This window comes from Brevibacillus sp. JB24b, assembly GCF_051713385.1.
GTDB classification, from domain to species: Bacteria; Bacillota; Bacilli; order Brevibacillales; family Brevibacillaceae; genus Brevibacillus_B; species Brevibacillus_B laterosporus.
Window position 1 is genome coordinate 3771552 of record NZ_JBNVQV010000001.1, and the last position, 20610, is coordinate 3792161.

Sequence of the window (20610 nt, forward strand, 5' to 3'; positions counted from 1 at the left end):
AACCCCCTTAAACTTATTGCATGATTACACAACAAAAAAACACCTTACCTAATCGCTATCTACACGATTCAAGCAAGGTGCTCCCTTATTCTCCTGGTTTGTTGTCCGTGAACGTTTGCTAAATGTTTTATCCCTACTCTTTTACCATAGCGCAGGCAATTCCACCTGGTCCAATGTGTGCTCCGATTACAGGGCCAATTTCGGATATATAGGTTTCAATTACCTGAAATTCCTGGGTGACTCGCTCTTTTAATGCCTTCGCTTCTTCTAACGCATTTGCATGCATGATTGCTACCTTTACCCTCGCATCTGCAGCATAGGATTTTAGTTCGTCCATCATCCTAGCCACTGCTTTTTTATTGCCACGTACCTTGTCAAAAGCATACACAGCACCGTTTGCATCTAACGACAGGATAGGCTTAATGTTTAAAAGCGAACCAATAAATGCGGAAGCACGACCAATTCGACCGCCTTTTTGCAGAAACTCCAGAGTGTCGATAATAAAGAAATTTTGCATTTGCCCAATCATCCGGTCCACTTCATCCAGAATTTGTTGTTTAGAGCATCCTGCACGAGCCATTTTGGCAGCTTCAACAACAAGGAGTCCCTCAAACATAGCGCCCTTCTTAGAATCAATAATCGTCAAGTCCAATTCTTGTTCGAGCATACCCTTTCCAATAACAGCAGATTGGTACGTGCCCGATAACTGACTGGACAACAAAATAGCAATGATACACACATCCGCACCATGCTTATCACTGATGTCCTGGAATTTTTGAGAGAACTCTACTGGTGATGGCTGAGATGTTCTTGGAAACACATCGGATGAGCGCAAGCGCTCAAAAAACTCGGTAGAACGCATAGTGATACCATCCAAAAAAGTTTCAGCGCCAAAGCTCACCTTCAAAGGAACGATCTCAATACCTAACTCTGTAATCAGAGCCTGATCAATATCTGACGCACTATCCGTAACAATTACAATAGGTGACAACGTAACATTACTCCTCTCTTACTCAACAGCAAAAATGAAAGGATAAAGTGGTTGTCTACCAGAAAGGATCTCAACTTCCACATCCTCGAATGAATCCGCTAGCATTTCTTCTAGCAGGGCTCCCTGTTCTTCGGAAGCACCTTCACCATAGATAATTGTGACTAGCCCAGTCTCTTCATCTACCATTTGGTTCAAAAGCTCCTGAGCACTGGCCATCATGTCTGATTTTGCTGTAATGATGGTTCCCTCGTTAATTCCAATAAAGTCACCTTCTGCAATCTCGACATCCCCCATTTTGGTATCTCGAACCGCATGAGTAACCAGCCCTGTTTTTACTTGCTCCAGCGCTTTTGTCATCATTTCTTTATTGTTCTCTAAATCTTCTCCGCCATTAAATGCTACCAACGCTGCCATCCCTTGTGGCACACTCTTCGTCGGGACAACTGCCACAGGTACACTCGCCAAAACAGCCGCCTGTTGTGCAGCCATGATGATGTTTTTGTTGTTTGGTAAGATAATTATTTTTTCGGCGTGAAGTTCTTCAATAGCTTTGATGAAGTCTTCCGTACTTGGATTCATGGTTTGTCCACCTTGTACGACTACTTGAACTCCTAAGCTTTGGAAAATCTCCACGATTCCGTCCCCTGCCGCTACCGCAATAATACCATAAGGTACTGGGGCCGCTTTCTCTTCTATAGCTGCCACAGGTGTTCGTGCAACATGTGCTTCCTCAGGAGTGGCGTCAGCTATTTCTTCACGCAAGATATTAGAATGCTGTTCACGCATGTTATCAATTTTAATTCGATGTAGGGAACCGAATTGCTGTGCATAATTAAGCACATTTCCTGGGTGTTCAGCGTGGATATGTACTTTCACAACATCCTCATCAGATACAACTAGCAATGAATCTCCCATTGTATCTAATTGGGTACGGAATGTTGTTTCAACAAAAGGCTTTTTATTCGCTTCTGTGCTTCCAGTCAGATACACCATGAACTCGGTGCAATATCCATACAGAATGTCTTCTGTTTTTAGTTGAGATTGAGCGCTATGCTTCTCTTCTACAAGATCATTCATATTCTGTATCGTAGCAGTTTCACCAGGCATCTGTTTTTGCTCAACAGCCTTTTCTCCATGTAGAGAACGAACAAAGCCCTCATAGATGTAAACTAATCCTTGTCCACCGGAATCAACAACGCCTACCTCTTTTAATACAGGCAGATATTCAGGGGTTTGACTTAATGTAAGCTTTGCCTGTTCAAAGGTTTTGTCCATCACAGTGAGGATGTCATCTGTCGTGCGAGAGATTTTAACAGCCATTTCAGCAGCTTCACGTGCTACGGTAAGAACAGTACCCTCAACCGGTTTCATTACCGCTTGATATGCTGTATCCACACCCATTTTTAATGCATCTGCAAACGTGCGAGCATCGATGGATTCCTTACCTGCTACCACCTTGCTAAATCCACGGAATAATTGAGACAAAATAACGCCTGAATTTCCGCGAGCTCCCATTAAAAGTCCTTTTGCCAACGCCTGAGCTGAATTACCGATGTGTGCAGACTCTTTACGGGAAAGCTCTTCTACACCAGCTGTAAACGTAAGATTCATATTTGTACCTGTATCGCCATCTGGAACAGGGAACACGTTTAAAGCATCTACTATTTTGTAGTTCGTATGCAGGTTATTGGCGCCTAGATAAACCATCTGACTAAATTGCACGCCATCAAGACGCTTTTGTACCACTACATTTCCTCCTTACAGTTCACGGTCTGTTCTGACCCCTTGGACATATATATTAATCGCCGATACCTCGACTCCTAGCGTTTGCTCGAGTGTATATCGCACACGGCTCTGCACATTGCCAGCCACTTCAGAAATCTTTGTACCATAGCTTACAATAATATGCAAATCTAAGCTAACCTCGTTATTCTCATTACGAACAACGACGCCTTTACTCAAATTATCCTTTTTTAGAAGTTCAGCAATACCGTCCTTTAACGCTTTACGGGAAGCCATGCCCACTAGACCAAATACTTCCATGGCAGCTCCACCAGCAATGCGAGCAATTACTTCCTCGCTAACGTCAATTTTTCCAAGAGATGTATTCATTTCAACTGGCATTCAAGGTTCCTCCTTTTACACAGACCAATCCGTATAATGGTATATCTTGTACTTCACCCCATTCTACTATAAGTAAAGTGTGATTTGAAGGTTTTTTCATTTGTCGAAATAGCCACAGGGAATTTCCTGTCAAGTATTGCAATTGACAGCTTGCTATGATACTATGATTCAAGCTGTTCTTATGCCCGTATTGGGCTTGTTTAATAGCTTCAAGGGAGGTGGATGTAAATGTCACGTAAATGTTTTGTTACTGGAAAAACAGCGAAAGCTGGTAATGCGCGTTCTCACTCTATGCGTGCTAGCCGCCGTACTTGGGGTGTTAACGTTCAAAAAGTGCGCATCCTTGTTAACGGGAAACCAAAACGCGTTTATGTAAGCACTAGAGCTTTGAAATCTGGTCTTGTAACTCGCGTATAACTCAGCATAAGCTGAGCTAGAAGCGAATCAGTTCTTTGGTTCGTCATAGAAATGGGGCTGTCTAGTCTTTGACTGGATAGGACAACGTTGCACTTACATGGAACATGTAAAAAAAGCACCTTTCGTGGGTGCTTTTTTTATTTACTATTATTATCCCCTAATATGGGACTCATCATAAATACCAAGGCATTCACCATCCATAACTACAGGGTGAATGCCGGTTTAAAATGCTGATGGGCAATCGAATGTCGCCTCTCATCTGAGCCACATCCTCAGCGTTTACTTGGCTTTCTTATTGAAAGCTTCAATCATGGCGCGAACCATACCACCTAGAATTTTCGGCAACTTGATCGTATAGAAACGCATTTTGACCCCTCCTTACTCCGGAATTACTTGTGATGAAATAAAAACCAGCCTGCTGCTATGAGTGCTGTTCCCAAAATGGCATACCACACCCAGAGGGGCATCGTATTCAAAATGAGGATAAGTCCACCCACTCCAAAAATGACTCCGAGAACGCGCTTGATTGCCATCCCCTGCTTCACGTGAAACGAGCGAAAACTCATACCAGGTCGCACCCCCCTTAGGCTTAATCCGTAACAAGGCTATTACATACATATTCCGAAGAGGGTCAAACATATGTCCAGTATGCCGGGGAAAAATGGAAAAACTTCATCACGTAAGAATAATACCTACCTACCTGATATTTATATGCGCCCATATTTCATTTGTTGCTAGTTTTTCTAGAAAAATCGTAGCAGTATGTAGAAACAGGACTTGTGCAAAGCGCTTACCGATCTCTAGCCGCAATTACAAATAAATCCCCTGATGCACGTTCTATTTTGCCGTATTCATTTGCCCATTCATTACTAACGCCAATAGAGGAACCAAATGGAATAGTTGCATCTGTCAATGGATAGGCAAAGCCTGTTAGATTGATGCCGGTCACCTCAAGGGAAGCTGGCACTAAAGACAGAAACTCACCGGAGTGTCCGCGAAGATTTACGCTTGGAAAATGATCCGATAACAGCATGACACGATTGTGCCGATTTACAATCTCCATCCAGACACCTTCCAGATGCGCCTTTTTTAACAGGGACAAATTTGCGAGCGAATGATCTAATCTACTACCTACCGCCCCGTACATTACGATTTTGAAGCGATGAGCTGGATATAAATGCACAACACCGTCTTCGCTATCTAGGGTAGAACCTAGATCACGTAAATGTTCTCGTGCAGCCTCCATAGCGATCTCTACGGCAATTTCTGTGTCAGTGGCATTCTTCATGGCTGAGAACTTTTTAATAGCAATACCCGCTTCCTGAAGCAGTCTAAGCCCCTCTTCCTGAATGGTATCGAAATCCCCCACGGCAATATGTGGAATCATCCCTCCTTCTAGTAAAGCAATCGCTCCCCCATCCACTCCAATTAATAAGTCCTCTCTCTCCATCTGCGGAAGCATATCAAGATCTCCGCCTGTGCAAATATGTATAGTAAAATCAATCATTATTTTTACATCCCTTTCTCTAGTAGGTGCCTCTTAGTCGTTTTTTCATATCAACTTGTTTTTAGCTATTTTAGTAAGCTACTCTATATTGTACGGTCGCTACTAGGGGAAGTAAACGCAAGTCTGGTATAAAACAATCGAAAAAAACAAAAAAACCTCTTGCCTATTCCTTTTAGAAGAAATAGACAGAGGTTTATTTTACTTTCTTTTTAAACGTAAAGTACGAATAGAATATTGAGTAGATTGCTCTTATCTTGCCCCACTATAATACTTTCTCCAAAAACTGACGGGCACGTTCACTTGTGGGGTGCGTAAAAAACTCCTGTGGGGGAGCATCCTCTACCAGCAGCCCGCCATCCAAAAACAGTACGCGATCTGCCACTTCCCGAGCAAAGCCCATCTCATGTGTAACAATCGCCATTGTCATACCAGAATGCGCTAAGCTTTTCATAACCTCCAAAACCTCTTTTACCATCTCTGGATCAAGGGCAGATGTAGGTTCATCAAATAGCATAATCTCTGGTTCCATCGCTAAGGCCCGTGCAATCGCTACACGTTGCTTTTGCCCACCAGATAAGCTACTTGGATAGGCACCTGCCTTATCGGATAGTCCAACGCGCTCCAAAAGCTCCATTCCCTTTTTCTCCGCAACCGCCTTGGTCATTCGTTTTACCTTGATTGGTGCATACGTCAGGTTTTGTAATACAGTCATATGAGGAAATAAATGAAAATGCTGGAATACCATTCCCACTTTCTGCCGAATGACATGAATGTTCCCCTTAGAATTGGTAATATCTACCCCGTTGATCATTACTTGTCCCTTTGTCGGCTCTTCTAGCATATTCATGCAACGTAAGAACGTAGATTTTCCCGAGCCCGATGGCCCAATAATAGCCACTACGTCTCCTTTTTTAATAGTGGTACTGATTCCTTTCAGAACCTCCAATTTGCCGTACGCTTTATGCAAATTCTCAATTTTAACCATTACGACGCAGCCTCCGTTCCAGCCATGTAGACAGTAGCGTTAAAATCATGACCAAAATGTAATACTGTAAGCCTGCAAACACCAAAGGCTCAAAGTAAATATACAATTGCCCCTTAACCACATCAGCACGGCGCAAAATCTCTGCCACTCCAATAACTGATACTAATGAAGAATCCTTTAGTAAGGTAATAAATTCATTCATGATGGCAGGTAAAATATTACGAATCGCCTGAGGGAAAATAATATCCTTCATCATGCGAGAGTATGGAACCCCCAATGCTTTGGCCGCTTCCCACTGCCCTTTGTCTACAGCCAAAATTCCAGCACGCATGGTCTCTGACAAATAGGCTGCAGAGTTCAAGCTAAAAGCGAGAACGCCAGCAAATAAGGCTGGGATTTGATAATCCGTTAATTGCGGAATTGCATAATAAATTAATAAAAGCTGTACTAGTAAAGGTGTACCGCGAAAAATACTTGTATAAAAAGCAGCAAATACCTGTAAAAATTTGCTATTAGATATTTTACATAAGGTTAAGATTGTTCCTAGAATAAATCCGAAAAAAACGGATAATACCGTAAACTGTAAGGTAATCCCCATACCCTCCAGCATGTAGGGAATATGTGGTGTAAGCAATGAAAAATCTATTGGTACGGTAGTATTCATGTCTTGTGTTCACCTCTGCTTCATCATCTTTGCCCTGTAAAAAAAGCAGACTGGGATTATTGTCCCAGCCATTTTTTAATCAGTTTGTCCATTTCACCGTTTTCTTCCATCTTTTTCAAGATTTCATTAAACTTTTCCACATGTTCTGATCCTTTTGGGAAAGCAATCGCATAACCTTCTGTATTATTAGTTGTCATAACTGTTGATTGTAAAGTGGGGTTTTTCTCCAGGAAGCCTTGTGCGATGGTATTTTCCACAACAGCTGCCGCAGATCGTCCCGTAATAACCTCTTGAATGATTTCCCCCATTTTATTTAAGGAAACCACCTCAACACCACTAACCTCTTTAGCAATCACTTGAGCAGCCTTTTCTTGCATGGACCCAATTTGAGCGGCTACCCGTTTGCCTGCTAATTGTTCTGGCTTGGTAATTGGCGAGTCTTTTTTACTCACTAATGTATTTTTTGCTTCATAATAATTAGTAGAAAAATCTACATTCTTCTTACGCTCAGGGGAAGTGGACATACCCGCCATTACGAAGTCTGCTCGTTTTGATTGAAGAGCAGGAACCAAGCCATTAAAATCTGTATCCACTACTTTTAATTCATATCCCAGTTCCTTTGCAATATAGGTAGCAATATCGATGTCCATTCCTACAATCTGATCATTACCATCCTTTGTTTCATGGAATTCATAAGGAAAGTAATCAGCTGACGTGAACATCGTTAAGGTTTTAGCTGCTGTTTTATCTGTGTTTCCAGCAGTTGTATTTCCATTGTCCTGACTAGCAGAACCACAACCTGTTAATAAGGAAACAGATAATAAAGTTGATAAAGCAAGTGCTGCAAATGTTTTTATAGGTTTTCTCATGATAATACCCTCCAGTATGAAACACCGATGATCTACGATGTATATAATCCAAATTATTTACGAAACACTGAAAACTTATATTTATAATACCACATGTATAAAAATAAGAAAGTAAAATTTAATAATATTTTTTTGTGTTTTATAAAGTAAAGTATTTATCTGATCATGATTCTTCTATGTACTAGCTTCATTTCTAACAAAATCTTTGTATAGTGTGCGATCAAAACTGATCATCTATTCACATATACTCGCCTTTATAACCTCATGAGTAGCACCTTTTATGCATTTTTTTGTTTTTTATGCATTATTTATGCATAAATAACTGTTCTTTATAAAATTGCTACATAAAAATAGTAGCTATTCTCGAATCATTCGCTTGGGAATTTATCCTTCGTTCTTTCTTAATCAAGTGTTAAAACGGAGGAAATTGTCGCGCTATCCAATAAGTCCCCGTAAATTCTTTTGTACAAATTCCAGTATTTCTGCATCCTTGGGTTCTGCCCCAAAATATATTGCTGGTCATCATCGGTTGTTTATTTTTATCTCATTTATCTCATTCATCTCGCTTTCCTATCGCCATAGTATGGTAATAATTTATTATAAATATTTTACTCTCAAACGATGTCAAAAGTGCGTGAAACAGTAACAAAAAAAGGATGCTCTCTTTTGTAAAACAAGAGAATCATCCTTTTTTTTGTTACCCGCGAATCTCAGCAATCGCCTTCGCTCGATCTGTTTGATTATAAACAGCAGAACCTGCAACAAGTACAGTCGCACCAGCATCTTCACACAAGCGGGCTGTTTGGGCATTTACCCCACCATCAATTTCAATATCAACATGGGAGAGACCACGTTCATTTAATAAATAGCGTAAATCACGTACTTTTGGTAATACGCTATGTATAAATTTCTGACCACCAAAGCCTGGATTTACAGTCATCAATAAAACCAAATCCAAATCTTCTAGCACATGTTCGATCGTATGAATTGGAGTTGCTGGGTTTAGAACAACCCCTGCTTTTACACCTTGTTCTTTAATGTGATGAATGGTCCGATGTAGATGTCGACAAGCTTCCTGATGAACCGTGATGTAATCTGCTCCACTTTTGGCAAATTGAGCGATATAACGATCTGGTTCTTCAATCATCAGATGTACGTCCAGTGGGAGTTGTGTGATTGGACGGATCGCATCCACGATCAAGGGACCTATCGTAATATTAGGGACAAAATGACCATCCATTACATCTACGTGAATCCAGTCAGCCCCTCCACGTTCAACGTCTTTAATTTCGTCTCCCAAGCGAGCAAAATCAGCTGATAGAATAGATGGTGCGATTTTTACCATTGTTTGTTCCTCCTCAGGTATTCTCTCAACTCTTCCATGAACTGTAGATAATGTTTATAACGATGTTCAACGATTTCACCAGCTTGCAAAGCCGCCTGAACAGCACAGTTTGGTTCCGTTATATGCAAACATCCTCGGAACTTACATTCATCGCTTCGTTGCTCAAAATCACGGAATGCTTGCGCCAAATCTAGCTCGGTCATATTGATAAAATCTAATGAACTGAATCCAGGTGTATCAGCGACGTAGCCACCTTCCTTTAGTGGTAGTAGCTCTACGTGGCGAGTAGTGTGTCGACCACGTCCTAGCTTTTGGCTGACTTCTCCTGTTTGTAGGCTTATTCCTGGAAAAATAGCATTTAGCAAAGACGATTTACCTACTCCTGATTGTCCAGCAAATACCGCTAGCTTTCCGATCAACTCTTCACGTACTTGTTCTACACCACGCTTGTCAAGAATGGAGGTGGGAATCACTCGATATCCCACCTTTTCATATTCCGCTACAAGCCTTTTGCATTCTTCCTCTTCCAATAAATCTGCCTTCGTAATAACGATAATTGCCTCAATGCCAGCATGCTCTGTATGCACAAGGAATTTATCCAATAGCAACGGACTCATGTTAGGCTCTTTAGCAGAGAACACCAAGACAGCTAAATCAACATTGGCAATAGAAGGGCGAATCAGCTCACTTGTTCGCTCTCCTATCCCCATCACATACCCATCTCGATCATTTGGTGCCTCAAATACGACCCAATCGCCAACTAAAGGGGTAATCTTTGCCCCTTTCTTTTTAAACAAGCCACGCGCACGGCATTGGACGATTCGCTCTGGATTCGCTTGATCGGCCACGTAATAAAATCCACTTAATGCTTTTACAATTCGCCCTTCTGGCATGCAGGTACCTCCAGCGTTTTACGGATACGATTGATAATCAACATCCACGGTATTGATTGTCTCACCATTCTTTTTGACTTCAATCTTTGCGTTCGTCTCTGGTGATAAGACTACTTCAACGTTAAAGTCAGTGCTTTCTGATATAGTTTGATGAATGGGTTTCTGTTCTTTTTTCCGAGCATCGTTCACAACAATTTCAATTGTTGCAGAAGGTACATCGACAGGATCATGCTCGACATGAACAGGAACACTTACAATCTTAGCATCAGAAGGCCATTGTCCACTACTTACGACAAAGTTAACCTGCGTTCCTTCTTCAACTACAGAACCAGCAGGTGGATCTGTTGAGAGGATAACTCCCATTTCCCGGACCTCATAAGAACCTTGATCCTTGATATCTCCTATTTTGAGTGATTTGTCAAGCGTCAATTTAACTAACTCAAAAGACTTACCCACGAAATTAGGTACCTTTGTTCGTTTTTTCCCTACACTAACTGTTAAAGTCAAAATTTTATCCACAGGAGCAATTTTAAGATCTGCAACCGGATCCTGATTTATTACCTGACCAGCTGGCACATCACTACTTTCTTCTGTAACAATTTTTACTTCCTTAAAGTTATCTAAATGCGCCTTTTGTTCCGCTTCTCGTTGAGACATACCCACGTAGTTCGGAGTCGGAATTTGTTGTTTCCCTTTACTAATCATTACATTTACCGTGCTATTTTCTTTCACACGCCTTGTTGCCGCTGGGTCTTGTTCAAAAACCTTCCCCTTCTCTTCGGCATTAAAGGCCTCAGTAAACGCAGCACTTAATCCAGCATTTTTTAAAGTAGTTTCGGCTTGCTCCATCGTCATTCCTATCACATTAGGTACATCTGTTTCTGGAACAGTGAGTAGCTTCATTGCAAGATTAAAACCAAAAATAGCCAAAACAACGAATAGAACAGCGATACCAGACCAAAGAAGGCTTCGTTTCCACCAAATGCCCTTTTTCTTGTTAGCCAAGTTCTCCTCCTCCTCTTCCTCCTCGTCGTCTCTATATCGCTCCTCCGTGCTTGCTACCTTTTGAGGAGTACGGGTAGGATAGGTTCTCGGTTGATAGCTATCTTGTTTATTCTTCACCAGCATATCTGGTGTGATTGCTGAAATGACCCGTGTTTCTTCATCATCTATATCACTTGCAAACGTAAGTTTTGATTCATGGCGTCTCTCTGCTGACAAGCACGTTTCCAAGTCTTCATACATTTCCCGTGCAGATTTGTAGCGTTGGAATGGGTCCTTAGCCAAAGCACGAATAATAACATTCTCCAAGCTTTGTGGGATAGCTGGATTTAATTTACGTGGCTCTGGTAATGGATCTTGTAAATGTTTGAGCGCTACGGTAATTGGAGAATCTCCTGAGAATGGCAACGTGCCCGTAACCATTTCATACAGCACAATTCCGAGGGAATAGATGTCTGATTTCTCCGCGGTAATTCCTCCACGGGCTTGTTCTGGTGAAAAATAATGGACTGAGCCAAGTACAGAACCCGTCTGTGTAATCGTCTGTGAGGTAACCGCACGGGCAATCCCAAAATCGGTTACTTTCACACGACCATTCGTTCCAATCATGATATTATGCGGCTTAATATCTCGATGAATGATCTGGTTTTGATGGGCGTGATCTAATGCGTCACACACCTGCATCGCAATTCGAACTGCCTCACTCATCATCATGCCGCCTTGAGCTGTAATAATCTCCTTTAATGTTGAGCCTTCGATATATTCCATCACCATGTAATGAATATCATCATCTTGCCCAACATCATAAACATTAACGATATTATGATGCGAAAGACTTGCTACCGCTTGCGCTTCTCTGCGAAACCTCTCTACAAAGTCTTCGTCCGTGCCAAATTGGGGTCTTAGCAATTTGACGGCAACGATTCGATTTAACACAAGATCTCTGGCTTTGTAAACAATAGCCATTCCGCCGCCACCAATTACTTCCTCAAGTTGATAGCGCCCACCTAGTCGCTGACCTTGCATTCTCCTCCCCCCTCTTTCTCACAGACTTGCGAAGGCTTCTTTCTATTACGTATGGCCACACAAGTAATATTATCTTCTCCCCCTGCGTCCAGAGCATATTGAACGAGTGCGTCCACGCTTTGTTGCAGAGGTACCGGTTTAGCTAACCATTCCTCCATGATATCTTCTGGTACTTTATTGGATAATCCATCTGAGCAAAGCAGCACAACCTCTCCATCTGACCACTCAAACTGTCCGAGATCAATTCGAACATGATCCTCCGTACCAAGAGCTCTCATCAGGACGTTGCGCTGAGGATGTAGGGACGCCTCCATTTGATTGATTTGCCCACTTTTTAACAATTCCTGTACAAGGGAATGGTCCTCTGTATGCTGAATCAGCTCATTTTCCTTATAAAGATACAACCGACTATCACCAATGTGTGCTGTGACCCCGGCATCATTTCCTACTAGAGTAGCAACGACCGTGGTTCCCATCCCGTTACACTCAGGATGAGCCTCAGCATACTCGTACACCTCTTGATTAGCAAGAAGTAAAGCATCCATCAATAATTCTCGCTCTTCTAGTGGAACCATGTTGTGCTCAACTTTTTTCATTTCTTTTAAAATGCGTTCAACCGCCATTTTGCTCGCAACATCGCCAGCTTGATGACCTCCCATGCCATCTGCGACAACTGCAAGTACACGTCCAGCCAGGTCAACTGCGCAGGCATAAAAATCTTCATTTACTTGTCGGACGCATCCTACATGCGATTTCATCGCTATTTCCATACTTTATCACCCTGCCGTTTCTTTCGCGTGTTGCGCACGCAATTGACCGCAAGCAGCCGCAATATCACTGCCATGCTCTCGTCTAATTGTAACGTTTATACCGCGATCGTCTAAAATGCGTTTGAAGGTGAAAATATCATTCTTAGCCGTTCGAACATAATCACGTTCAGGAACGTAATTAACAGGTATTAAGTTAACATGGCAAAGCATATCACCAATTAACTCAGCCAATTCTTCCGCATGGTGCGGCTGATCATTCTGTCCACCAAACAGTCCGTACTCAAAAGAGATGCGACGCCCTGTTTGAGCTACATAATGACGACAAGCTTCCATTAATTTTTCCAATGGGAATCCACGGTTGATCGGCATTAGCTTACTTCTTAGCTCCGTGTTAGGAGCGTGAAGAGAAATAGCCAGATTCACCTGACCTCCACGTTCGGCAAATTCATAAATCTTTGGCACAATTCCACTGGTGGAAACCGTAATATGACGTTGACCAATATTTAATCCACGGTTGTCATTAATGATGTTCAAGAAGGATAACAGTGGTTCAAAATTCTCAAATGGTTCGCCAATTCCCATTACAACTACATGACTTACACGTCCTTCATCTGCATCTAGGGCGCGTTGGGCTTGCAATACCTGAGCCACAATCTCTCCAGCATCCAGGTTTCGCTTTAAGCCACCCAATGTTGATGCACAGAACGTACAGCCAATGCGACAGCCTACCTGTGTTGTTACACATACGCTATTTCCGTAATTGTGACGCATGATTACTGTTTCAATGGCATGGCCATCTATCAGTTGGAATAAGAACTTGATTGTTCCATCCGCTGATTCCTGACGTGTGATTTCGGTTAACGCTTTGATACGGAACTGCTCATTTAATTTATCGCGCAAGGCTTTCGACAGGTTACTCATCTCTTCAAATTCTGTTACTCGTTTTACATATAACCAGTCAAAAATTTGTGCAGCACGAAATGCTTTTTCCCCGTTCTCTTCTAGCCATTGTTTCATTTCTTCAAGATGCAAGCTATAGATCAAGGGTTTATTGTCAGTAAATGACGTAATGTTCATTGTAAGATTCACCTTTTTACTAGTCGTAACTACATGTATTTGGGAGTCAGAAACAAACCCCATTCACTCATTGTACCCTTTGTGACGGAAAAGGAAAAGTGGAAAGCCGCAATTGCAGATTTCCACTTGACTTTTTTTTCACAAAGAGACCTGATTCCTGCCACCTGATATAGCCTGTTAAACCAGTTCAGTATTTAATTTAAGTACGAACACGTTTTAATCTGGCAATAAAGAATCCATCGCTATTAAAGTGGTGTGGCAAAATCTGTACATACCCCTTCGTTGCATCCACTTTTTCGGTTATGCCTGTAGGTAGGTCTTCTGTCAATGTTTTGTCCAGCTCAAACTCTGGATATTGAGCGATAAAACGCTCCACCACATCTTGATTTTCCTGAGAATCGATCGTGCATGTACTATAAACGAGATAGCCATCTGGTTTAAGTAAAGGAGCAACGCGCTCCAGTAAATCATACTGAATCTCAGAGATCGCTCGTATATCCTCTGCTGTCTTATTCCATTTCAGGTCAGGCTTGCGACGAATGACACCAAATCCGCTACACGGAGCATCTAGTAAAATCCGATCAAATTGACCTACGTTACGATCTAGCAAATCGGCCGCATCCGCTACCATTGTTGTAATAATATTAATTCCTAGGCGTTTAGCATTTTGCTCAATTAGCTCGCGTTTATGAGGATGTACATCGCAAGCTAGAATCTCTCCTTGATTACTCATCAGCTCTGCAATATGCGTCGTTTTCCCCCCTGGAGCCGCACAAGCATCCAGAACTCGCAGGTTTGGAGTAAGGTGCAAAGCAGGAGCTACTAGCATAGAACTTTCGTCCTGAATGGTACAAAATCCTTCTCGAAACCAAGAAGAGCCTGCTGCATGCCCACTGTGTAACAACAGGGCATCTGGCGTTAGCTCAGATTTTGTAGCCTCCGGGAATGCTTCTTTCATTTCTTGTAACAACGCATCGGCTGATGTTTGCAAACGATTCACTCGAATGGTTGGCATAGGCGCTTGGTTATTACTGTTACAAATTGCTTTGGTGGTTTCTTCACCATATTGTTTAATCCAACGCTTTACCAGCCACTCTGGATGTGACTCAGTTACCGCAATTTGTTTTGTTACACCTTTAGGTAGCTTCTCCCATACCTCTGGTTGGCGAAGGATATTGCGCAAAACCCCATTTACCAATGAGGAAATGCCTTTGTGTCCGCGCTTTTTAGCAATTTCAACTGCTTCATGTACAGCTGCTCGATCTGGAACACGATCCAAAAAACGAACCTGATACAAGCTCATCCGTAATAATTGTAGAACCCAGCCCTGGAGTTTTTTTGTGCCACCCTTTACAAATTGACCAATCACTTCATCTAACGTCATTCGGCGTTGAATTGTTCCATAAACAAGTTCGGTTACCAAACCTACATCTGCTTTGGAAAGACCTGCTTCACTTAAAGCATATTTTAATTCTAGGTTACTATAGGATTGGTTCTCTTCTACTCGGACCAGAACATCTAGAGCAACTTCACGCGCTGTTGTACTTCTCGTTTTTAACACGAATCTATTCTCCTACTTTCGAACCTAAAGCAATGGAAGCGCCTGCACCGCGTAAGAAATCATACACGCTCATTCGCTTTTTGCCTTCTGGTTGGATTTCTTTCAAGATAATACTTCCTGCTCCACAAGCAATGATTAGGCCATCTTCTGTTCGGTCAATGATGGTTCCAGGGGTAGCTAATTGGCCAGCTAGCTCCACCACTTCTGCCCACCAAATTTTCCACACTTTTTCTTCAAAAGTAGTAAAGGCAACAGGCCATGAGTTCATACCACGCACCTGATTATAAATTTCCTGAGCCGATTTATTCCAATCTAGTCGCTCGTTCTCACGCTTAATGTTAGGCGCAAAAGTAGCCTCCTCATGGTTTTGTGGCTCTGGTGTGATCTCACCATTCAATAGCTTTGGCAACGTATCGATCAATAAATCTGCGCCGGCTGTTGCTAGCTTTTCAAACATGCTAGCTGCTGTATCGCGCTCTTCAATCGGCACAATCACTTTCGAGATCATGTCACCTGCATCCAGAGCTTGTACCATATACATAATGGTAACCCCTGTCTCTTTCTCGCCATTGATAATGCTGGCATGAATTGGCGCACCGCCACGATATTTTGGTAGCAAGGAGGCATGTATATTAATGCATCCATGTTTAGGAGCTTCCAATAATGAGGTAGGTAAAATTTGACCATAGGCAGCTGTTACAATCAAATCGGGACGAGTGGCATCCAACACGCTTTGAACGGCTTCGCTCTCCCTAATTTTTTCCGGCTGATAAACAGGTAACCCATAACGAAGTGCTAGCTCCTTTACCGGAGGAGGGGTCAGCACGCGTTTGCGGCCGACCGGACGATCCGGTTGTGTGACAACACCTACAACCTGATAGCCATTCGTGATTAAGGCTTGCAAGCTTTGTGTAGAAAAATCAGGGGTTCCCATAAAAAGAATTCGAGTATCTTTCAAGACCCTAAACCCCTTCCTTGCCCTCTGTTGCAGGATATACTTTTTCGGCAATGTCAATGAATAAAACACCGTTCAAGTGATCCAGTTCATGTTGAATACAACGAGCTTCTAGATCGTCTACTTCTAGTTCATAGAAGTTACCGTCACGGTCTTGTGCACGCATTTTCACCAACATATGGCGACGAACATCACCATGTAGGCCTGGGATGCTTAGACACCCCTCCGGATAATTCTCAAATTGCTCACCGCTAAACTCAATGATTTCAGGGTTGATCGCTTCTACATAGAAATCGCCGCAATCCATCACGAATACTCTTTTAGAAATACCTACCTGTGGGGCCGCAATCCCTACTCCGTTTGCTTCGTACATCGTATCTTTCATATCATCAAGCAATTTGTGCAGGTTACTGTTAAATTTCGTTACCTGTATTGCTTTTTCTCTTAAAATAGGATCAGGATGGTTTACGATGTTGCGAATTGCCATAAAAAGGCCTCCTTTATCTATATCCAACATAAGTAGCATTTGATCTGTTAGAGTAGCATCTGTGGGTCGACATCTATCGTGGACAACACTTTGTTTTGTTTCATCCAATCATCAAAATGTAGCGTAGTTTGCGCCAATAGATCAAATATTTTCGGTTCATCACGATATTTTAACATGATCTGAAACCTAAATCTATCTTTGATCCGGGCAATTGGCGAGGCCACAGGCCCCAATATAACGGTTGTCTGTGCCAGCCGTGGTCGTAGATAAGCAGCGTACTGTTCCGCAGCCCGAATCACCATAGGAACATCTTCATGCGAGAATGTAATCAAGACTAAACGATAGAATGGCGGGTAGCCCGTTTTCTTGCGATGGATCATCTCAGCTTGATAAAAGGCTTCATAATCGTGCAGAGTTGCATGTTGGATGCTGTAATGTTCAGGTGTATATGTTTGCACAACTACATCCCCAGTAAGCTCATGACGACCTGCTCGCCCCCCTACCTGGGTTAGAAGCTGAAACGTTTTTTCTGCCGCGCGAAAATCCGGCAGGTATAAGGAAGTATCAGCCGCTATTACTCCCACTAGCGTTACACGTGGAAAATCAAGACCCTTCGCAATCATTTGTGTACCTAATAAAATATCACCTTGACCAGTACGAAACTTGTTCAGTAATACTTCGTGTGCTCCCTTCTTGGAAGTGGTATCCACATCCATCCGAATGACGCGAACACCGGGAAATAATTTAGCCAATTCTTCCTCGACCTTTTGTGTACCTGTACCAAAAAAACGAATGTGATCGCTTTGGCATTCTGGACAATGCTTTGGCTGAGAAATGGTATACCCACAGTAATGACAGCGAGCTGTATGATTTGTTCGATGATAAGTAAGTGAGATATCGCAATGTGGACAAGCCAATGTATATCCACAGGAACGGCACATGACAAAAGTAGAGAAGCCTCTACGATTCAAAAAAATAACAATCTGTTGTTGCTTTTGAAGACGATCCTCAATCATTTGATGCAAGGTCCTGCTAAACATGGATCGATTCTGATCTCTCATTTCTTCCCGCATATCAACCACATGTACTTTTGGAAGTGGTCTATTCCCTACCCGCGACTTCATGGATAACAAGTCATAGCGTCCTCGTGTTGCCAATGCATAGGTTTCCAAAGCGGGTGTAGCACTCCCCATAATAAGCACGCCTTTATTGGTTTGTGCTCGCCACATGGCCACATCCCTAGCATGGTATCTTGGAGTCTCTTCCTGCTTATAGGAACCCTCATGCTCCTCATCCATGATGATCAGACCCAGATTACGAAACGGAGCAAAGATGGCCGAACGAGCTCCGACTACAACCTGTACCTGCTGTCGCAAAATTTTGCGCCACTCATCATATCGCTCTCCTTGTGATAACGCACTGTGTAATACAGCTACATTATCACCAAAACGTCCCTTGATTCTCTCTACCATCTGAGGTGTCAACGAAATTTCAGGCACCAAAAAGATTGCTTCTCGACCTTTCGCTAACGTATGTTCAATTGCTTCCATATACACTTCTGTTTTACCGCTACCCGTAACACCATGTAGCAGGTAGGAATGATATTCTTCTTGTTCGATGGAACGCAAAATGGCCGCTAAATTATGTTCCTGTTCTTCCGTCAATATATGCTTTGGCGGTGGTGAAAAAGTACGATTGGCGTAAGGATCTCTGCCTACTTCTTTCTGCTCTATCGCTATCCAGCCTTTTTGTTGCATAGTTGTTAGGGTGGAACGTGTAATAGATAGCTTCTCTATTACATCCTTGATTGGATATGACTCTCTTATTCCTTGTGCCTGTTGCTGATTCAATAAAAATTCAAGCACATTTCGCATCCGATAGGAACGCTTTGGCATGTTCTCCATGAGCTCCCACGCTCGTATCTCATCGATTGCAAGCTGTATATGTGCTACTTTTTTATGTGTCAGCCGATCTTTCACCTGGTATTCACTAACGATTAATCCACTTTTAATCCATTTGGGAACTAGCTTGCTATCTACAGGGAATTGTTTCTCTGCTTCTGCTTGCAACAGGCTTCCTTGATGTACTAAATAGTGTAACAAAGGATGTTTTGCTACTAGTTCTTCATCCACTTCATCTGCGAGCATGTACCATTTTTCCGTTTTACCTTTTAAAACCGCCGGCAACATCGCAGCAATCGACATAGTAAGTGGGCATAAATAGCGATGGCTCATCCATTCTGCCAAATGAATTAATTCAAGGGAGAGTGGCGGAACATCGTCTAATACCTTTTCAACTTCTTTTATTTTTAACATGCCCGAACCATCTGGGTCCTGATCTATCTCTTGCCCTTGTATCAATCCAATGACATACCCTTGAACCTTACGAGGCCCAAATGGTACAACAACACGGCTTCCCACTGCAATCAACGGCTGTAGCCACAAGGGAACAGCATAGTCATACGGTCGATTGGTGCGAATTGTTGGGACATCTACAATGACTTTTGCTCTCATTTGATGATTACTCATGTGGCATCACGACTCTTGAACTCCTGCTTGCAAATTCTGTTTCATTGCATCTAAAAGGCGTTCCGCAACGTCCCGCTTACTCATTTTATCGAGACGAATAGGTGCTTGATCTTGTTGATAGATCGTTACAATATTGGTATCAACCCCCATACCTGCACCTTCCTGTAACACATCATTTGCTATAATCATGTCCAAGTTTTTGCGACGCATTTTATCTAGCGCATGCTTCTCGACCTCCTGCGTTTCCGCTGCAAAGCCGACTAGCATTTGATGTGTTTTCTGTTCTCCTAACGTACGAAGAATATCTGGAGCTTTTACTAATGAAAGCGAAAAATCTTCGCTCTCCGTTTTCTTTACCTTATGCGTGTACACTAGTTCTGGACGATAATCAGATACAGCCGCTGACTTGATCACAACATCCGCCTGTGGATAAACCTGTAAGACTGCATCCAGCATTTCTTGCACCGACTCGACCGGGACAAAAGTAACTCCAGAAGGGATGGAAAGGGCTGTAGGCCCGCTAATTAACGTAACATCTGCACCACGATCACGAGCTGCTTCTGCAATCGCATAGCCCATCTTTCCGCTCGAATAATTTGAAATATAACGTACGGGATCAATTTTTTCGCGGGTAGGTCCTGCTGTCACAACGATTTTTTTCCCTTGTAGGTCCTGATGAGATGCTGCATGTACTGATTTCGTAGTTACTTCTTTCTGTTCAAAAAAACGAATAGCCGCTTCTACAATTTCTTCAGGTTCGGCCAAGCGCCCTCTGCCAACCCATCCACAAGCCAGCATTCCCTCATTAGGCTCTACCATCGTCACTCCATAGGAAAGCAAGCGTTGCATATTAGCTTGGACAGCAGGATGATTATACATATTTACATTCATAGCCGGTGCTACCATGACGGGAGCAGTCGTAGCTAATAACATGGTTGAGAGCATATCATCAGCAATTCCGTTTGCATATTTTCCGATAATGTTAGCTGTAGCAGGGGCGAGTATGACCAAGTCAGCTCGATCCGCTACATCTATATGAGCGATTACTCCTGGAACCGGTTCCGTAAACGTATCCGTATAAACAGGGCGATGCGATAATGCTTCAAATGTAATCGGTTGTACAAATCGGCAAGCATTAGCCGTCAACACGACGCTTACCTTGGCTCCTGCCTGTGTCAATTTACTTGTTAAGGCCGCTGCTTTATAGGCGGCAATTCCACCGGACACACCCAGAACAATCTCTTTATGTTGTAAGATACTCATGGTACAGCTCCTTTCACGCCATCCTACGCAAAAAAACAACCTTCAAAAAGTGGTTGAGTGTTTTGCATGCATTACAGTTATCGTATAAGTTTTATTGTTATATTGGCTTTCTCTGCTTTCGAGTATATATTTTTTATAACCTTTTG

20 protein-coding genes are annotated in these 20610 nt (G+C 42.6%); 1 reads left to right on the plus strand and 19 read right to left on the minus strand.

The window, feature by feature from the left end:
• Window positions 1–133: 133 nt before the first annotated feature.
• From ACQV1I_RS17620 to ACQV1I_RS17630, 3 genes are read right to left on the minus strand one after another with little or no spacing between them, the layout of a single operon-like run.
• Window positions 134–991 (minus strand): DegV family protein, encoded by an 858-nt coding sequence (locus ACQV1I_RS17620; protein WP_094699469.1) that lies wholly within the window; start codon window positions 989–991, stop codon window positions 134–136.
• 18 nt (window positions 992–1009) lie between these two features.
• Window positions 1010–2737, minus strand: a complete 1728-nt coding sequence (locus ACQV1I_RS17625) for a DAK2 domain-containing protein (protein WP_116333397.1) — start codon at window positions 2735–2737, stop codon at window positions 1010–1012.
• A 12-nt stretch (window positions 2738–2749) separates the two neighbouring features.
• Window positions 2750–3115, minus strand: coding sequence for an Asp23/Gls24 family envelope stress response protein (locus ACQV1I_RS17630; RefSeq protein ID WP_018671773.1), 366 nt, complete (start codon window positions 3113–3115; stop codon window positions 2750–2752).
• A 228-nt stretch (window positions 3116–3343) separates the two neighbouring features.
• On the opposite strand from ACQV1I_RS17630, the gene rpmB reads away from it, so the two are divergent.
• Window positions 3344–3532 carry a 50S ribosomal protein L28 gene (gene rpmB, locus ACQV1I_RS17635; RefSeq protein ID WP_003341540.1) on the plus strand — a complete coding sequence of 63 codons (189 nt, stop codon included), beginning with the start codon at window positions 3344–3346 and terminating at the stop codon, window positions 3530–3532.
• A gap of 279 nt (window positions 3533–3811) precedes the next feature.
• Here rpmB and spoVM read toward each other — a convergent pair whose 3' ends face one another.
• The 16 genes from spoVM to coaBC all read right to left on the minus strand — a co-directional run bounded on the left by spoVM (window position 3812) and on the right by coaBC (window position 20464).
• Entirely contained in the window at window positions 3812–3898 is an 87-nt protein-coding gene (gene spoVM, locus ACQV1I_RS17640) for a stage V sporulation protein SpoVM (protein WP_035292591.1), read from the minus strand.
• Window positions 3899–3921: 23 nt separating this feature from the next.
• Window positions 3922–4098: a hypothetical protein gene (locus ACQV1I_RS17645; RefSeq protein ID WP_018671774.1), complete on the minus strand. Its 177-nt coding sequence runs from the start codon at window positions 4096–4098 to the stop codon at window positions 3922–3924.
• Between the two features lie 224 nt (window positions 4099–4322).
• Window positions 4323–5039, minus strand: coding sequence for a thiamine diphosphokinase (locus ACQV1I_RS17650; RefSeq protein ID WP_094699471.1), 717 nt, complete (start codon window positions 5037–5039; stop codon window positions 4323–4325).
• Window positions 5040–5301: 262 nt separating this feature from the next.
• Window positions 5302–6024 (minus strand): amino acid ABC transporter ATP-binding protein, encoded by a 723-nt coding sequence (locus ACQV1I_RS17655; RefSeq protein ID WP_116333398.1) that lies wholly within the window; start codon window positions 6022–6024, stop codon window positions 5302–5304.
• Window positions 6017–6688 (minus strand): amino acid ABC transporter permease, encoded by a 672-nt coding sequence (locus ACQV1I_RS17660; RefSeq protein WP_018671777.1) that lies wholly within the window; start codon window positions 6686–6688, stop codon window positions 6017–6019. Before ACQV1I_RS17660 ends, ACQV1I_RS17655 begins: the two co-directional genes overlap by 8 nt.
• A gap of 56 nt (window positions 6689–6744) precedes the next feature.
• Window positions 6745–7557 carry a transporter substrate-binding domain-containing protein gene (locus tag ACQV1I_RS17665; RefSeq protein WP_094699473.1) on the minus strand — a complete coding sequence of 271 codons (813 nt, stop codon included), beginning with the start codon at window positions 7555–7557 and terminating at the stop codon, window positions 6745–6747.
• Between the two features lie 697 nt (window positions 7558–8254).
• Window positions 8255–8902: a ribulose-phosphate 3-epimerase gene (rpe, locus tag ACQV1I_RS17670; protein WP_116333399.1), complete on the minus strand. Its 648-nt coding sequence runs from the start codon at window positions 8900–8902 to the stop codon at window positions 8255–8257.
• Window positions 8896–9795: a ribosome small subunit-dependent GTPase A gene (rsgA, locus tag ACQV1I_RS17675; RefSeq protein ID WP_116333400.1), complete on the minus strand. Its 900-nt coding sequence runs from the start codon at window positions 9793–9795 to the stop codon at window positions 8896–8898. Before rsgA ends, rpe begins: the two co-directional genes overlap by 7 nt.
• Window positions 9796–9813: 18 nt before the next feature.
• Window positions 9814–11823 carry a Stk1 family PASTA domain-containing Ser/Thr kinase gene (gene pknB / locus ACQV1I_RS17680; RefSeq protein ID WP_116333401.1) on the minus strand — a complete coding sequence of 670 codons (2010 nt, stop codon included), beginning with the start codon at window positions 11821–11823 and terminating at the stop codon, window positions 9814–9816.
• The gene (locus ACQV1I_RS17685) at window positions 11805–12593 is read right to left on the minus strand and encodes a Stp1/IreP family PP2C-type Ser/Thr phosphatase (RefSeq protein ID WP_116333402.1); all 789 of its coding nucleotides are present in this window, start codon (window positions 12591–12593) and stop codon (window positions 11805–11807) included. The genes pknB and ACQV1I_RS17685 overlap by 19 nt, the downstream gene beginning before the upstream one ends.
• Window positions 12594–12599: 6 nt before the next feature.
• Window positions 12600–13670 (minus strand): 23S rRNA (adenine(2503)-C(2))-methyltransferase RlmN, encoded by a 1071-nt coding sequence (rlmN, locus tag ACQV1I_RS17690; protein WP_018671784.1) that lies wholly within the window; start codon window positions 13668–13670, stop codon window positions 12600–12602.
• Window positions 13671–13869: 199 nt separating this feature from the next.
• Window positions 13870–15231 (minus strand): 16S rRNA (cytosine(967)-C(5))-methyltransferase RsmB, encoded by a 1362-nt coding sequence (gene rsmB, locus ACQV1I_RS17695; protein ID WP_116333403.1) that lies wholly within the window; start codon window positions 15229–15231, stop codon window positions 13870–13872.
• A gap of 4 nt (window positions 15232–15235) precedes the next feature.
• Window positions 15236–16189, minus strand: coding sequence for a methionyl-tRNA formyltransferase (fmt, locus tag ACQV1I_RS17700; RefSeq protein ID WP_018671786.1), 954 nt, complete (start codon window positions 16187–16189; stop codon window positions 15236–15238).
• Between the two features lie 4 nt (window positions 16190–16193).
• On the minus strand, window positions 16194–16673 hold the full coding sequence (def, locus tag ACQV1I_RS17705; protein WP_018671787.1) for a peptide deformylase: 480 nt from the start codon (window positions 16671–16673) through the stop codon (window positions 16194–16196).
• 47 nt (window positions 16674–16720) lie between these two features.
• Window positions 16721–19186 (minus strand): primosomal protein N', encoded by a 2466-nt coding sequence (priA, locus tag ACQV1I_RS17710; RefSeq protein ID WP_201747394.1) that lies wholly within the window; start codon window positions 19184–19186, stop codon window positions 16721–16723.
• Window positions 19187–19207: 21 nt separating this feature from the next.
• Window positions 19208–20464, minus strand: a complete 1257-nt coding sequence (gene coaBC / locus ACQV1I_RS17715; RefSeq protein ID WP_116333405.1) for a bifunctional phosphopantothenoylcysteine decarboxylase/phosphopantothenate--cysteine ligase CoaBC — start codon at window positions 20462–20464, stop codon at window positions 19208–19210.
• Window positions 20465–20610 lie beyond the last annotated feature (146 nt).